The 14,917-nt window shown below is 35.8% G+C and carries 14 protein-coding genes and 2 pseudogenes; 11 read left to right on the forward strand and 5 right to left on the reverse strand.

Going from position 1 to position 14,917, the window contains the following annotated elements:
* Window position 1 precedes the first annotated feature (1 nt).
* Both HF964_RS04695 and HF964_RS04700 read left to right on the forward strand, forming a co-directional pair.
* Entirely contained in the window at window positions 2-1,693 is a 1,692-nt protein-coding gene (locus HF964_RS04695; RefSeq protein ID WP_168721920.1) for an energy-coupling factor transporter ATPase, read from the forward strand.
* Window positions 1,686-2,519, forward strand: coding sequence for an energy-coupling factor transporter transmembrane component T family protein (locus HF964_RS04700; protein ID WP_168721900.1), 834 nt, complete (start codon window positions 1,686-1,688; stop codon window positions 2,517-2,519). Before HF964_RS04695 ends, HF964_RS04700 begins: the two co-directional genes overlap by 8 nt.
* A 92-nt stretch (window positions 2,520-2,611) precedes the next feature.
* On the opposite strand, the gene apf is transcribed toward HF964_RS04700, so the two are convergent.
* Both apf and HF964_RS04710 read right to left on the reverse strand, forming a co-directional pair.
* Entirely contained in the window at window positions 2,612-3,217 is a 606-nt protein-coding gene (apf, locus tag HF964_RS04705) for an aggregation-promoting factor (protein WP_168721901.1), read from the reverse strand.
* 25 nt (window positions 3,218-3,242) lie between these two features.
* Window positions 3,243-4,088, reverse strand: a complete 846-nt coding sequence (locus HF964_RS04710) for a hypothetical protein (protein ID WP_168721902.1) — start codon at window positions 4,086-4,088, stop codon at window positions 3,243-3,245.
* 168 nt (window positions 4,089-4,256) lie between these two features.
* On the opposite strand from HF964_RS04710, the pseudogene HF964_RS04715 reads away from it, so the two are divergent.
* From HF964_RS04715 to HF964_RS04740, 6 genes and pseudogenes are all read left to right on the forward strand, one after another.
* Window positions 4,257-5,295 (forward strand): annotated as a pseudogene (locus HF964_RS04715) (LLM class flavin-dependent oxidoreductase).
* Window positions 5,288-5,971 (forward strand): NADPH-dependent F420 reductase, encoded by a 684-nt coding sequence (locus tag HF964_RS04720; RefSeq protein ID WP_168721903.1) that lies wholly within the window; start codon window positions 5,288-5,290, stop codon window positions 5,969-5,971. Before HF964_RS04715 ends, HF964_RS04720 begins: the two are co-directional and overlap by 8 nt.
* An 86-nt stretch (window positions 5,972-6,057) precedes the next feature.
* Window positions 6,058-6,918 carry an NEAT domain-containing protein gene (locus HF964_RS04725; RefSeq protein WP_168721904.1) on the forward strand — a complete coding sequence of 287 codons (861 nt, stop codon included), beginning with the start codon at window positions 6,058-6,060 and terminating at the stop codon, window positions 6,916-6,918.
* 65 nt (window positions 6,919-6,983) lie between these two features.
* The gene (locus tag HF964_RS04730) at window positions 6,984-7,568 is read left to right on the forward strand and encodes a uracil-DNA glycosylase family protein (protein ID WP_168721905.1); all 585 of its coding nucleotides are present in this window, start codon (window positions 6,984-6,986) and stop codon (window positions 7,566-7,568) included.
* Between the two features lie 153 nt (window positions 7,569-7,721).
* Window positions 7,722-8,336 carry a DUF1361 domain-containing protein gene (locus HF964_RS04735; protein WP_168721906.1) on the forward strand — a complete coding sequence of 205 codons (615 nt, stop codon included), beginning with the start codon at window positions 7,722-7,724 and terminating at the stop codon, window positions 8,334-8,336.
* Window positions 8,337-8,345: 9 nt separating this feature from the next.
* Complete coding sequence (locus tag HF964_RS04740; RefSeq protein WP_168721907.1) at window positions 8,346-9,293, forward strand: AEC family transporter; 948 nt, start codon at window positions 8,346-8,348, stop codon at window positions 9,291-9,293.
* Window positions 9,294-9,555: 262 nt separating this feature from the next.
* On the opposite strand, the gene HF964_RS04745 is transcribed toward HF964_RS04740, so the two are convergent.
* Window positions 9,556-9,936: a PaaI family thioesterase gene (locus HF964_RS04745; RefSeq protein WP_168721908.1), complete on the reverse strand. Its 381-nt coding sequence runs from the start codon at window positions 9,934-9,936 to the stop codon at window positions 9,556-9,558.
* A gap of 55 nt (window positions 9,937-9,991) precedes the next feature.
* Here HF964_RS04745 and menB point away from each other — a divergent pair, with 55 nt between their 5' ends.
* A complete protein-coding gene (gene menB / locus HF964_RS04750) occupies window positions 9,992-10,813 on the forward strand; it encodes a 1,4-dihydroxy-2-naphthoyl-CoA synthase (protein ID WP_168721909.1) in 822 nt (273 codons plus the stop codon).
* Between the two features lie 18 nt (window positions 10,814-10,831).
* Window positions 10,832-12,268, forward strand: coding sequence for an o-succinylbenzoate--CoA ligase (locus HF964_RS04755; protein WP_168721910.1), 1,437 nt, complete (start codon window positions 10,832-10,834; stop codon window positions 12,266-12,268).
* 133 nt (window positions 12,269-12,401) lie between these two features.
* Here the strand turns inward: HF964_RS04755 and HF964_RS04760 are convergent, their stop codons facing one another.
* Both HF964_RS04760 and HF964_RS04765 read right to left on the reverse strand, forming a co-directional pair.
* Complete coding sequence (locus HF964_RS04760) at window positions 12,402-12,923, reverse strand: GNAT family N-acetyltransferase (RefSeq protein WP_168721911.1); 522 nt, start codon at window positions 12,921-12,923, stop codon at window positions 12,402-12,404.
* 68 nt (window positions 12,924-12,991) lie between these two features.
* Entirely contained in the window at window positions 12,992-14,485 is a 1,494-nt protein-coding gene (locus HF964_RS04765; protein ID WP_168721912.1) for an amidase, read from the reverse strand.
* Between the two features lie 232 nt (window positions 14,486-14,717).
* On the opposite strand from HF964_RS04765, the pseudogene HF964_RS04770 reads away from it, so the two are divergent.
* Window positions 14,718-14,917 (forward strand): annotated as a pseudogene (locus HF964_RS04770) (alcohol dehydrogenase catalytic domain-containing protein); the annotation flags it as partial.

The raw sequence follows: 14,917 nt of genomic DNA on the forward strand, positions 1-14,917 counted from the left end.
AATTAACTTTGAAAATGTTAGCTTTCAATATGATAGCCAAGCAGAGCCAACTTTATATGATATTAATTTGAAAATTAAACGCGGTGAAAAAGTTTTGATAGTAGGTCCCTCTGGTTCAGGCAAATCGACTTTAGGTAACTTAATCAATGGTTTGATACCACATGCTATATCTGGGACTTTAACAGGTAAAGTTACAGTAGCGGGTGTTGATGTTAATCATGCTAACCTTTTTGATTTGTCTTTGCATGTTGGGACGGTTTTACAAGATCCAGATACACAATTTGTATCATTAACTGCGGCTGAAGATATTGCATTTGCCTTAGAAAATGATGCAGTAAATAATGTAAGTATGAAAACCAAGGTTAAAGAATGGGCAGCCAAACTTGACTTAGAACAACAATTAATGCAAAATCCACAAACCTTATCAGGCGGTCAAAAACAGCGTAATGCTATGGCTGGAGTCTTAATTGATGAAGGTGAAATTTTATTATTTGATGAACCGTTAGCTGCGTTAGATCCAGCAGCTGGTGAGCAGGCAATGGCATTAATTAATGAGTTACATCAACAACTGGGGATGACAGTAGTAATGATTGAACATCGAATTGAAGATGTTTTAACACAACCAGTTGATCGGATTATTGTAATGAGTAACGGTCGAATTGTAGCTGATGCACATCCAGAAGATATACTACAAACAACTATTTTTAAAGAGGTTGGTTTGCGGGAACCGCTCTACATTGAAGCTTTGAAAGCCGCTCAAGTACCGTTAGCATCTGTTAAAGATTTAAGCGATATGGCTAAGATTAATAGTCCAAGTTTAGGTGAAAGATTACAAGCTTGGCAAACGCATACGACAGTAACACCAGATAAATCAAATGGTTTACCATTATTAACTCTTGAAAATATTAATTTTAAGTATACCAATGGACCACAAATTTTTAAGAATTTTAGTTTAGCAATTAACCAAGGAGAAATGGTAGCTTTAGTTGGTAAAAACGGAGTTGGTAAGACAACGTTAAGTCAATTAATTACGGGCTTTGTGAGCCCTAATGCTGGAACTATTAAGTTTAATGGCATAGATTTAGCAACATTATCAGTGAAAGAGCGTGCGGATAAAATTGGCTACGTTATGCAAGATCCAAATCACATGATTAGTAAGATTATGATTCGTGATGAGGTTGCATTAGGCCTTGAACTACGTGGTATCAAATCAGCTGAAATTACTCGCCGTGTCGATGAAGTTTTAAAGATATGTGGTTTGTATGCTTTTAGAAACTGGCCTATTTCAGCTTTAAGTTTTGGTCAGAAGAAACGAGTAACTATCGCTAGTATCTTAGTTTTAAAACCACAAATGATAATTTTAGATGAACCAACAGCGGGACAAGATTGGGCACACTATACAGAAATGATGCAATTTTTGAAGCATTTAAATGCAACTACTGGAGTCACATTAATATTTGTGACGCATGATATGCACTTGATGCTAGAATATGCTAATCGTACAATTGCATTAGGATCAGGTGGTATTTTAGTTGATGATACACCAGCCGCCATTTTAGCTAATGAACAAGTGGTTGCAGAAGCTTCATTAGCACAAACTAGTCTCTATAAGTTAGCGCAGCGATTTAAGCTTGATCCAGTTAACTTCACTGAACAGGTAATCAAATACGAAATGCGAGGTCAAAATGAATAATCAATTATTTGGGTATGACCCGCAAGATACGTGGTTGCACCGTTTGGGTGGAGCAACTAAATTATTAGCCTTTATTGGTTTATCAATAATCACGATGGCTAGTTATGATACTCGCTTTATCGTGGTTGTGATGATGCTAACGCTGGTTGTGTTTAAGCAAGCTAAAATTAAATGGCAACAAATTAGCTTAGTAGTGAAAGTAATTTTAATATTCTCACTGCTTAACTTAATAACGGTGTATATTTTTGCACCTGAATACGGTGTTCATATTTATGGTACACGACATTTGATTTTAGGTAACCATGGCTATTTTACATTGACACAAGAACAACTATTTTATGAGCTAAACTTAGCCCTTAAATATATTGTGACAGTCCCTTTAGCCTTGATTTTCTTGATCACAACAAATCCTAGTGAATTTGCTGCAAGTTTAAATCGATTAGGAATATCATATCGAATTAGTTATGCAATTGCTTTAGCGCTTCGCTATATTCCGGATGTTCAAGCAACATATGGTCAAATAAGTCTAGCACAGCAAGCTCGGGGATATGAACTTTCTAAGAAGGCTAAGCTAAGTGTTCGACTCAAAGGGGTTACACAAATACTGATGCCATTAATTTTTTCTAGTTTAGAGCGGATTGATACAATTAGCCAAGCAATGGAACTACGACGCTTTGGACGCAATAAAAAGCGGACATGGTATATGGATCATAAGTTAAGTCAAATTGATTATTTAGCATTATTAGTAGTTATTATTGTTATTTTGATTGGGATTGCATTATTTAGATTTAATGGTGGGCGATTCTTTAATCCATTTAAAGTTTAAACCATATATTTAGTTGATAATTTTTTTATAAAAAAATGACCAAGGTAAACTGTGCCTTGGTCATTTTTGATTATCGTTTATTAAATGGTTCTTTAATACCAATGGTGAGTTTGCCAATGGGTCATTGCATTTGTCCATGAACCATAGCGTTGAGTAACATATGTTTGTGCAACACGTTCTTGGTTAGCAGGCGAAAAATCACCATTTAAATAACTTTGATCTAGTTGATATTTACCAATATATTTACCATTTCGAGCAGTATAGCTACCATGCGATTCATGAGTAACAATGTAATCACGAGCAGCATGTTCAGCCGGATTAAGGGTAGGAACAATACTGGTATTGCTGGTATTGCCACTATTAGTACTAACAGGCTTAACTGATTGCATTGGTGCTTGGGCCTGATTATGAAGACTAACAGTCTCATCTGTAGTGGTTTTAGGAATAATTAATTGATTACCAGCATAGATCATATCAGGGTTGCTAATATGATTGATGGTAGCTAATTGTGCAACGGTAGTGTGATACGTGGCGGCTAAAGCTGATAAGGTATCACCCCAATGAATCGTGGCAATTTGTGGTACGTCAGTAGTAGCTAAGGCAGCAGCAAATGCATTTTTATCAGTAGCTGATGCTTGGCCAGGATATGTTGGTTGAAGATGGAAAGCTGATGTGGTATTAAGTGGTTCAATGCCCATTAATGTGCTCCTTGTAGATAAAAAATTATTTGATACTTGCAGCTAACTTAATAGCCGTGCTTGGATCATGTGCAGTAATTGTATAAACAACATTTTTGGCTTGCCATCTAATTATTTGATCACGGGCACCAGGATTAATATTGACATCAAGCTGAACTTGACCGTGTTTATCAGGGATAGGCAAGCGATAAGTATTTAATAGTGTAACAATTTCTTTGGCCATTGGTTTTGGATCTTGATTTTCAATATTAATGGCATGCACTGATAACGACCAATTACCTTCGTTCCAGACCAGATGAATATTACCAGCTCCCATTTGAGAATACCCCGTAATGCCACTACCTAAATCGGTTGAAGGTAAACCTTGATTATTATCAGGGCTTATATAATTAATTTGTTGAGCAGCTTGGTCTACTGAACTAAATGTTTGTTTTTGAAATATAGCATATGGATTTTCATTTTTAAGATTAGCGGCATTAAAAGGTCGTGGTTGGTTACCAACGCTATAGAAAATTTGATAATTATTTGTATCACCAGTATACCGTACATTCAAATTAGCACTACCTTTATTTAAACCATCTACTTGAGGTAATGCAATTTTACCAAGGACATCTACCAATTTAGTATTTAATTGGCCAATGCGATTATCTGTTGTTGCTGGTTTTGAAGGTGTTTGTGTACTAGTTACAGATTTATTGCTAGAGCTTGAAGATGAACGTTCGTTGTGGTGCTGTTCATTATTGGAGTTACTAGTATCATTGGAACTAATTTTACTGGTTGTATCACTAACTTGATTAGGCTGGTTATTACCGCAAGCAGTTAAACTTAAGCCAAGGAAAGCAATAGGGATAGCTAAGATAAATTTTTTCATTTTACTAACCTCACTTTGATAAGTTCCTAATATAGTTATTATAATTGTTTTAGTAGTTATTCTGCAAATAATTCCCAATGTTAATACCAAGATAGTTAAACACTTTGCGAATTTAAGTCTTCATGTTATACTTACTAAAAATAAGTGAAATACAAAGAGGATATTAATATGGAAAAGATTTTATTTGGATTAGACACATTTGGTGATATTCCACTTGATGATCAAGATCAAATGCTATCAGATGCACAAGCAATTAGACAAGTTATTGCTGAGGCGATTTTAGCAGATAAATTAGGTGTTGACATTATCGCACTTGGGGAACATCATCGTGCAGATTATGCTATTTCAAGTCCGGAAATGATATTGGCAGCTATTGCTATGCAGACAAATAAAATTATCAACAGCAGTGACGGTATTGAGCTCGGATGATCCAGTTCGAGTGTTTGAAAGATTTGCTACATTAGATGCGATTTCACATGGTCGAGCTCAAGTGATGTTAGGGCGTGGATCATTTACTGAATCATTTCCCTTATTTGGATTTGATTTGCAAGATTACGAGATACTATTTGAAGAAAAGCTTGCGTTATTTAGTAAGTTATTAACAGAAAAGCCGGTAACTTGGCAAGGAACAACCCGTGCGGCCTTAAATGATGTGGAAATCTTTCCTAAAACTGAAAGTGGCCAACTAGAAGCTTATGTAGGGGTCGGTGGTTCACCAGAGTCAATTATTCGTGCAGCTCGTTACGGCTTACCAATTATGTTAGCGATTATTGGTGGTTCACCAGAGCGATTTAAACCTTATATGCGATTATATGAAAAAGCAACGGAACAATTAGGTACACCAAAATATCCGATTGGCATGCACTCACATGGTGTGATTGCGCCAACAGATGAAGCTGCTTATGATATCGCTTGGCGGTCATTACGTGTTCAAATGGATAAAATTGGCCAAGAACGTGGGTGGGCACCTATGACACGTGAGCGCTTTGAAAAGGAAATAGCAACTGGTTCGTATTATGTTGGTTCACCCACAACCGTCGCACAAAGAATTGCACGTGCAATTAAAGGATTAGGGGTTAATCGGTTTGATTTAGTTTATAGTGCAGGGAATCAAACACCAGCTGAGCGGCAACAAACAATTGAATTGTACGCTAAAGAGGTTATTCCACAAGTTAGACAAATCTTAGCGGAGGAAATTAATGACTAAAAAAATTGGGATTATTGGCGCTGGTAAATTAGGAATTGTTTTAGCACAAATTGGTTTACAAGCGGGATACGAAGTTGCTATTGCCGGTTCAGGATCACCTGAAAAAATTAGTTTAACAATGGCAGTATTAGCACCTGGTGCCAAGGCGATGACAAGTTTAGAGGTTGCTAAACAAAATGATAATATCATTTTAGCATTGCCATTAAGTAAGTTTGCACAACTTGATTCAGATATGTTCATGGGTAAAGTTGTTTTAGATGCTATGAATTATTGGTGGGAAGTGGATGGTAAACGTGATGATTTTAATAATCCACAATATGGGACAAGTGAATTAGTTCAAGAATACTTTAACAGTAGTTATATAGTTAAAGCTTTTAATCATATGGGATATCACGATTTATTAGATGAATCAAGCATCGTTAATCCTGAAAATAGTAGCATTAAAGCAATTGCAGTAGCAGGTGATGATGCAATTGCAGTTAAGAAAGTGGCAGCGATTGTAACTGATTTTGGTTTTAATCCACTGATTTTATCCAGCCTTCATGACGGTTTAAAGTTACAACCAGGTATTAATACATTCGGTGCAGACTTAGAAATAGATGATTTAAAAATAGCAATAGATAGCTATACTGATACCAGTTTTGGGCAGGCAATTGCTGCGGCTAAATTACAGTAAACGGTAGTATATAGGTCCATACATTATGGTATAATTTATTTTTAAAAATAACTAAAGTAATTAGTTGAATAGAGGAATAAATAAAAATGAATGTAAAGAAATTATCTATTGCCAATTTAATTGCAACAGCCATTGTTGCGGTTAGTCTTGTAATGATACCAAAACAAATTCAAGCAGCAACGTATCAAACAAGTTATTCAATTATTGATACTCAGACGAATCAAGCATCATCAATTGATCCTTTTTTTGATAAACCTGCTCAAATAACAGCGTTAGGCTCACGTTATAAAGTGACTTTTAATATTGAATTAGTTGGACCAGTTTCTAATAGTCAAATTACTTCACTAACAATTGATGGCAGTCCAGTAGCAGTAAATGTACTTAGTAATTCAGAAGATGACAAAGTTTCACAAGTAACTTTTTATACAGCTGATTTACAACGTCAATTAAATGGATCTATCTCACTTTCAGGTCAAAATTCAAGTTATCAATTTCAATTCCGATTTGGTAATAACAATATTCCAAGTAGTAATTCTAATGAGACCAATAACCAATCTACTGAAAGCACATTAAGTTCATCAGAAAATAATATTCCAAGTAGTTCATCAATAGTAGCAAATAGTTCTTCAAAACAAGCGGCTACCGGTGAACCAATAAAGTCATCTACAAAGGAAGCATCAAGTAATTCATTAACAAAAGAAGCATCAAGTAGCTCAGCGTTAACGGCAGCGTCAAGTAGTACCAGTAAAAGTTCAGATTCAAGTAGTATCGATGATACATCAGATTCAAGTAGTGCCACACGCAAAACCAAGCATCATGAGGCTACAGCAAATGATGAAAAGGCTAGTAAAAAAGGTACTCTTTTAAATCCAGCAGTTTTAATTACAATTGGAGCCGTTGTTCTTATTGGAGTTTTTGCTTACTGGCGATCAGTTAGTCATAAATAAGCATGGTATTGATAAAAGTGATATAGTAAGGCCAATAGCTAGTTAATGTTGAAGTGAGGTGTGTCATGAATAAATTTGATGATATTTTTATGGCAATTAAAAACGATGCTGAAAATCAACTTTATACGCAGGCGGGCATTGATCCATTATATTTTGTGAACCCAGCTGCGGAAATTATAATTATTGGTCAAGCCCCAGGTAAAAAAGCACAAGCAAGCCAAATTGTTTGGCATGATCAAAGTGGGCAACGTTTGCGGCAATGGTTAGCAGTATCAGATGATGAATTTTATCATTCAGGTAAATTTGCAATTTTACCAATGGATTTTTACTTCCCTGGTAAAGGCAATAGTGGTGACCGACCACCTCGAAAGAATTTTGCGGCTAAATGGCACCCACAATTAATAGCATTAATGCCTCAAGTGCGATTAATTATTTTAGTTGGTACTTATGCACAGAAGTATTATTTACACTTAAATAGTAAACAAACACTAACCCAAGTTGTGCGAGATTACGCTAAGTATCAACCCAAATATTTTCCAATTGTGCATCCATCACCAATGAATCAACGATGGTTAAAGAAGAACCCATGGTTTGAGATGGATGTTATCCCTAATTTACAAAAATTAGTTCGTAACATATTGGGTGATTAAAAAAAGTCAGTCAATTTAAATGACTGACTTTTTTAACTTATTGTTTGTAATTATAAGGGTCTAAAGATTGCTTAATAAATTTAAAAATATTTTGGTTTCTTGAGATTACGGGTTATGATAGAAATTAATAGCATTATACAAGGAGGTCGCAATTTGCTAAAGAAAGAATTTCCACAAATTGTCCTGTTACATATATTAGTAATTATGTTTCTTGGTTTTTTGTATGTGACTAAAAACCAATATATGTTTTTAATTGTTAATGTGACATTAGCATTAATTCCTTTTGATATTAGCTTAGCTATTAAACATACTAAAAGCAATATTATCGCAGGAATATTAGGTTTAGTTTGGCTCGCTTTTTATCCTAATACAATGTACATGATTACAGATTTTATTCATTTATCATCAATTGGTACGAATATTGTTACTGCATATCAATATGCACACTATGCGATTTTGGCACTAGGAATTTTTTCTGGAGTCCTATTTGGATTAGGAAGTGCAACGTTGGTATTTGAACGATTTGTTCGTGATCCAGATTTTAGTATTCAAGTTTTATTCTATGGTGTTTTGTCATTTATGTCTGCGGTAGGAATATATCTTGGTCGGTACAAGCGATTAAATACAACTGATTTAATTACTAATTTTCACGGAACATTAATGCAAATAAAACATGCTTTTACACCCGATATGATTGCTTTTGTATTTTGTTTTGTCCTAGTTCAATTATTCTTATTTGCTGTATTTCAAATTATGAAAGAACGATAGGGGTCACTAATGAGTGTATTTTTGCATGGTATTTCAGGAGTCTTAATCATTTTGATTATGATTGCTGTTGGTTATATTCTAACAAAACGTAATTGGTTTGATGATAAGTCAGCACGCTTATTGACACGATTGGTAACCCAAATTTCATTGCCAGCTTATATGGTGGTTACTATAACGCAAAAGTTTAAGGCCCATGAACTATTAGCAATTATCCCTGATTTAAGATTTCCAGTTATTTCGATGATGCTTCTAATGGTTGTAGCGATGATTTTAGTGCAAGTTTTCCAGATAAAACGATCGCATCGGGGTCTATTTACATCAATGTTTTTCAATTCAAATACGGTCTTTGTTGGTTTACCAATTAATCAAGCGTTGTTTGGTGACAAAGCGATTCCATATATTTTGATTTATTACATGGCTAATACGACAATTTTTTGGACATTAGGGGTGTATTTAATTCAAAAAGATGGAGCAGTTCCAGTTATATTTGATTGGAAGGCAACCTTAGGTAAGATTTTTTCACCACCATTAATGGGATTTATTGTGGGTGTGATTTTAGTATTATGTGACATACAAATGCCAACATTTATTAACCAGGATCTTAGTTACCTTGGGGGATTGACAATTCCACTATCAATGATTTTTATTGGCTATTCGGTTGCTAATGCTGGTTTAGCTAAACTAAAACTACGACGTGATAATATATTGATTATTTTAGGTCGTTTTGTAGTGGCCCCAATTTTAATGACGTTATTGTTGATACCAACAAAGTTACCACTTTTAATGAAGCAAGTTTTTATTTTGCAATCAGCGATGCCAGTCATGACCAATGCGCCAATTATTGCTAGCTTATACAAAGCAGATGTTGATTATGCAGCAATTATGGTAACAGAAACTACTGTTTTATCATTATTAATTGTGCCTTTTTTAATGTTTCTAACACAATATATTCAATAGTGTATAATTAAAAATCATAAAATCATTTTTGATATTAATTTATTACTAAAACATGGACTAGAAGTTCAATAAATTCGAAATATATAGAAAAAGCTAGGAAAAATAAATTTTCCTAGCTTTTTTGTAGCCTTTTTTACTTATAAATAATTAGTAAGTGCTGATTTTTAAAGCATTGATATTTTATATATAAATGCTATTTTACTTGCTTTTTGCGTAATAACTTTTATAAGATAAATATAGTAATTTAAAATTGAGTGATAGCTTAAACATTCGTAGGTTTAGCTTGCAACATGGTTGTTACAGTACTGGTACTAGTTAGTTTATTACTGGGTTTTTGATTAATTTCAACCTGCCAAGTTTGAAGATTACGGCCTAAACTAATCGGTGTAGCAGTAGCAATTAGTTGACCTGTTACAACCGGTCTGAGATGATTTGTATTGATATTGACACCAACTGCGACCAAATTAGCAGGTGCATACGCATTGGCAGCTAGGCTAGATGCTGTTTCAGCTAGTACAGCATTAATCCCGCCATGCACGATGCCATAGGGTTGTTTTAGGGCATCGGTGACTGAAACAGAAATGATAGTCTTGTGAGCGTCAACGGCGTCAATGTGGATGTTTAAATGATCAAGTAAATTCATAAGTTACACTCCTATAGTAGGTTTATATATTATTGTACGTGAAAGGATAAGAAAAATGGAAACACGTAAATGGGAAACTGTTAAAGAATATTCAGAAATTTTATTTGAACGAACTGGGGCAATTGCTAAATTGACGATGAACCGGCCTGAACGACACAACGCCTTTACCCCGGTGACAATTGCCGAATTAATTGAAGCCTTCTCAATTTGTCGAGATGATGCCACAATTGGGACCATCATTCTCACAGGGGCTGGTGATAAAGCCTTTAGTTCAGGTGGTGACCAAGGTGTTCGTGGTAACGGTGGTTACGTGGGTCCAGATGATATCGCACGGTTAAACGTGCTTGATTTACAACGCTTAATTCGCATTATTCCTAAGCCAGTTGTTGCTATGGTTAAAGGATGGTCCGTTGGTGGTGGGAACATTTTACAATTAGTTTGTGATCTAACTGTGGCGGCTGATAATGCAATGTTTGGGCAAACTGGTCCTAAGGTTGGTAGCTTTGATGCCGGTTATGGGTCAGGCTATCTAGCCCGTGTTGTGGGTCATAAGCGAGCTAAAGAAGTATGGTTTTTAAATCATTTCTACACTGCTGAAGAAGCTTTGGCAATGAACTGGATTAACCGAGTTGTACCATTGGCTGAAGTGGAAACAGCAACTTTAGAATGGTGTGACGAAATGCTTACTAAGTCACCAACTGCGCTACGTTTCATCAAAGCAGCTATGAACGCAGATACTGATGGTTTAGCAGGTCTTCAACAATTTGCTGGGGATGCAACGATGCTTTACTACACAAGTGATGAAGCCAAAGAAGGTCGGGATGCCTTTAATGAAAAACGGACCCCAGACTTTTCTAAGTTTCCTAAATTCCCATAAACAACTGGAGGCAATGAATTGCAAAATTGGTTAACAAAACAGGTGAGTTTAAATCCTGAACGCATCGCTTTAACCGTCGCAGAACAAAGTTGGACTTTCAAAGAATTACAGACAGCTGTCATTAAGATTGCAGGTCAATTAACAACTTTGGCGGTGACGACCAATCAGCGAATTGCAATTTTAGCTAAAAATACAGCTGCTAGTTATTTAACAATTATGGCAGTTCAACAGTTGGGAATCCAGCCGGTGCTTTTGAATTTTCGACTTGCTAAAGATGAATTACAGCGGCAACTACAAGATTCTCATGTAGAAGCGTTATTAATTGATGATGAGCTAGCAGTAAAATTATCGGAATGGGCAGATTTACCGGTTAAGATATATTTACTATCCGAGGTTCGTAGTACTTTATCAACACCAGTTAAAGTAATCACTGATTTTTCTGAAAGTGCAGTTGCATCAATTATGTATACTTCAGGGACAACAGGGAATCCACATGGAGTACTACAAACATTTAAAAATCACTTTTATTCAGCGATGGGATCAGCTTTGAATCTTGGTTTGGCAGAAGATGATCGTTGGTTGTGTGCAGTGCCTTTGTTTCATATTAGTGGTTTATCAATTATGATGCGAAGCTTAATTTATGGGATGGGTGTTGACTTGGTTGGTCACTTTGACGATATAGCGGTTACGAAGCGATTAACTATGGAGCCTATAACGATTATGTCTGTGGTACCAACTATGCTAAAACGCTTGCTACCACTAGTACCAATGACCGGTTATAATAAAAAATTCCGATGTTTTTTACTTGGTGGTGGGCCAATTGATCCAACAACATTAGCGCAATGTGAGCAACAAAATATTGCGGTTATCCAATCATATGGCATGACAGAAACATCATCACAGATTGTAGCGTTAAACTTTGCAGATGCACGTTTAAAAATCGGTTCAGTTGGTAAACCGTTATTTCCAGTTCAGATTCGCTTAGCTAATTCAGAGCAAGGAGTTGGCGAAATTGAATTACAAGCACCTAATTTAACTGTTGGGTATTTGAATCAAGCATCTGAGTTTGCCCGTAAAATAACACCAGATGGATGGTACCAAACAGGTGATTTAGGATTTATTGATGAAGATGGTTTTTTATTTATTAAAGGTCGTCGAGATGACATGTTTATTTCTGGAGGAGAAAATATTTTTCCAGACGAAGTTGAACACGCGTATAGCCAATATCCTGGAATGTACGAGATTGCAGTTGTAGGTAAAAGTGATAATGACTGGGGGATGATTCCAGTTGCTTTTATTATTAGTGAAGGTGAGCTTAATATCAAAGATCTTTATGAATTTGGTAGACAGCATTTAGCACATTATAAAGTTCCTGTGGAGTTTATAAAAGTAGATGCACTTCCTAAAACCGCAAGTGGTAAAGTTCAACGGCACAAATTACGAGAATTATTATAACATAGTAAAAGCAGGCTACGTAGTTTAATACGTAGCCTGCTTTTCTGCTAGTTATTGATGTTTCATGTGAAACAAAGTGAATTTAAAGGTTCAAGTGCCTTTCTAGGCAAAGGGACAAAGTGTGCTCGAAACTTTAAATAACTTTTTCGTAAACAAAACACTTATCTTCAGGATGATAAATTCCAGTAAGGGTACCAACTTTTTCAAAGCCTAATTTAGTAGTAATAATCCGTTGCATTGCTAAATTATCAACGTGAGTATCAACGCGTAGACTTTTAATTTCAGGGTGATCAGTAATGATATGTTCAATGACTTGGGTAAAGAGTCTAGTTGCATAACCGTTACCAGCATGACTTGAGTGAATGGCTAAACGGTGAATTGTCAAATAAGAATCAGTGTCAATCAACCAAGAACCTTCCATATTGTCATAAACTCGATCAGGAGCGGGTTGGACGGTTACAGTACCAACAGTTTCATTGGTATCATCATTGAATAAGTATGCGTTACCGGCAGCAATATCTGCCTTTACTTGCTCAACATTAGGATAGTCTCCTTGCCACTGGTTAATACCGGCCTCGGCAAGTTGGGCACGCCCGTCTTGTAAAATAGTCAGTAAAGTGTCGAAATCAGTAGCAGTTGCTTGCTTAAAATACATAATAGCCTCCAAATGTTAATTTTTAGTTCACAAAGAACAGTTTAACTATTTTTAAGGCAAATGTAAAATCAGATGTATTTAAGCATGGTTGGATGTAAAAATTTAAACTGTTGTTCTCGTTCAAATAAATAACCAATTTTAAGTAGTAAATCTTCACGCCCTTTACGAGCAGTAAATTGGATTCCGAGTGGTAATCCATTTCTAGCAATCTTTGTGGGTAGGCTGATGGCAGGTTGTCCAGTTAAATTAGCTTGTTGAGTAAATGGTGTTAATGCTAGACTATCTGCAAAAAATTCATAGACTAAATCTAAGCGAGCTTGTTTTGAAAGTTCAGTAACATGAAGCATTTTCTCTATAGTTTTAGATGAAATTAATGGTTGATTTTTAATTTTAGGTGCAGTAGTTGCTGTTGTAGGAGTTAAAAATAAATCATATTCTTGTAGAAAATTATCCATTACGAAACTTGCACGATCCCAAGTAGCTAATGTATCACTGTAATCGATGGCACTTAAAGGTAATCCAGCCTGATAAATTGCCCATGTCGTTAATTCCATGTCAGCACTTGTTAGCTTACGCCCAAGTGTGGTTTCAATTGTATTAAACATTGCAGCAGTTTCGCCACCATTAATAACATAATAGCTTTCCATCATAGCAATTCCATCAAGGGGATTATCAACTTCGATTGTGTCAATACCATGATGATTTAAAAATGCTACGGCTTCTAAGACGGCATTAATTGCATCATCACTTACAATAGTTTTAACGGGTGATTTTAAACTATACGCCACTTTTATTCTAGGAGATAAAGCATGCTTAAAAGTGTTCGTAAAGCCTAATTCAAAAATAGGAGTACTAAACGGGGCCGCAGGTTGATATGTTTGTAAGCAATCAAGGAGTTGCGCTGTGTCCTGAATTGAACGTGTTAGACCGAAACTAATTGAAGCTCCTTGCCAGCCGCGCCAACTATTTTGGCCAACAGGAATACGACCACGGGTTGGCTTTAGTCCAATAAGACCGCTAAATGATGCTGGAATACGAATAGAACCACCACCATCACTAGCAGTGACGATACTAAGTAGATCAGCTGCAAGTGCACTTGCAGCACCACCAGATGATCCACCTGAGTAATAATCCAGATTCCATGGATTATATGTTGGGCCAAAAAGGGTAGGATCAGTAATATTTTTAAATCCAAATTCTGGTGTGTTAGTATTTCCCAGGATGACAAACCCCGCGTCAATAATTGCTTGGACAAAATTGTCAGTATTTTTAGCAATATTGTGACTAAATAATCTAGATGCAGATGTAGCCGCTAAGCCAGCCAAATCTTGACCCAAATCTTTAATAACTATAGGAACACCCGCAAAGGGACGGGAACTAGCTTTTTGATCGTAATAGCGAGCTTCATTGAACGCCTCATTAATGCGTAAATGAGTAATTGCATTTAGGCTGGGATTAATTGACTCTATTTTAGTTAGGGTTTGTTCGATTAATTCTAAACTAGTGATTTGATGATTGCGAATATGTTGGGCTAACGTTGTTGCATCATACGCTAAAGTCATTACAAAAACCTCCAAATATTTTAAAGCTAGTTTAATGGCTTGAGATAATAAAAACAATCTTTTTTGCTATTTTTGTAAGCGTTTACTAAAAAAGTGATAATTGCTAGGCAAAAGGTTTTTTTTGTTTAGTTTAAGTAGTATTATGTAGTTATAAGAATTAACTATGATGAAAATGGCTGATCCTTAGTGAAGTTTCTAAAATCTAACGTAATTTGAAAAGAGGTATTTAATCATGAAGGCTGCTGTATGGCACGGTGTTAAAGACGTTCGAGTTGAAGAAGTGGAATTGAAACCATTAAAGGATAACGAAGTTGTTGTTCGTGTTGCCTGGGCTGGGATTTGTGGTTCAGACTTACACGAATATTTAGAAGGACCTGTATTTATTCCAGTTGAAAAAGCAGAAGAATTGACTGGTGGTAAAGCACCATTGAC

This window comes from Periweissella fabalis, assembly GCF_012396505.1.
In the GTDB taxonomy this organism is placed as follows: domain Bacteria; phylum Bacillota; class Bacilli; order Lactobacillales; family Lactobacillaceae; genus Periweissella; species Periweissella fabalis.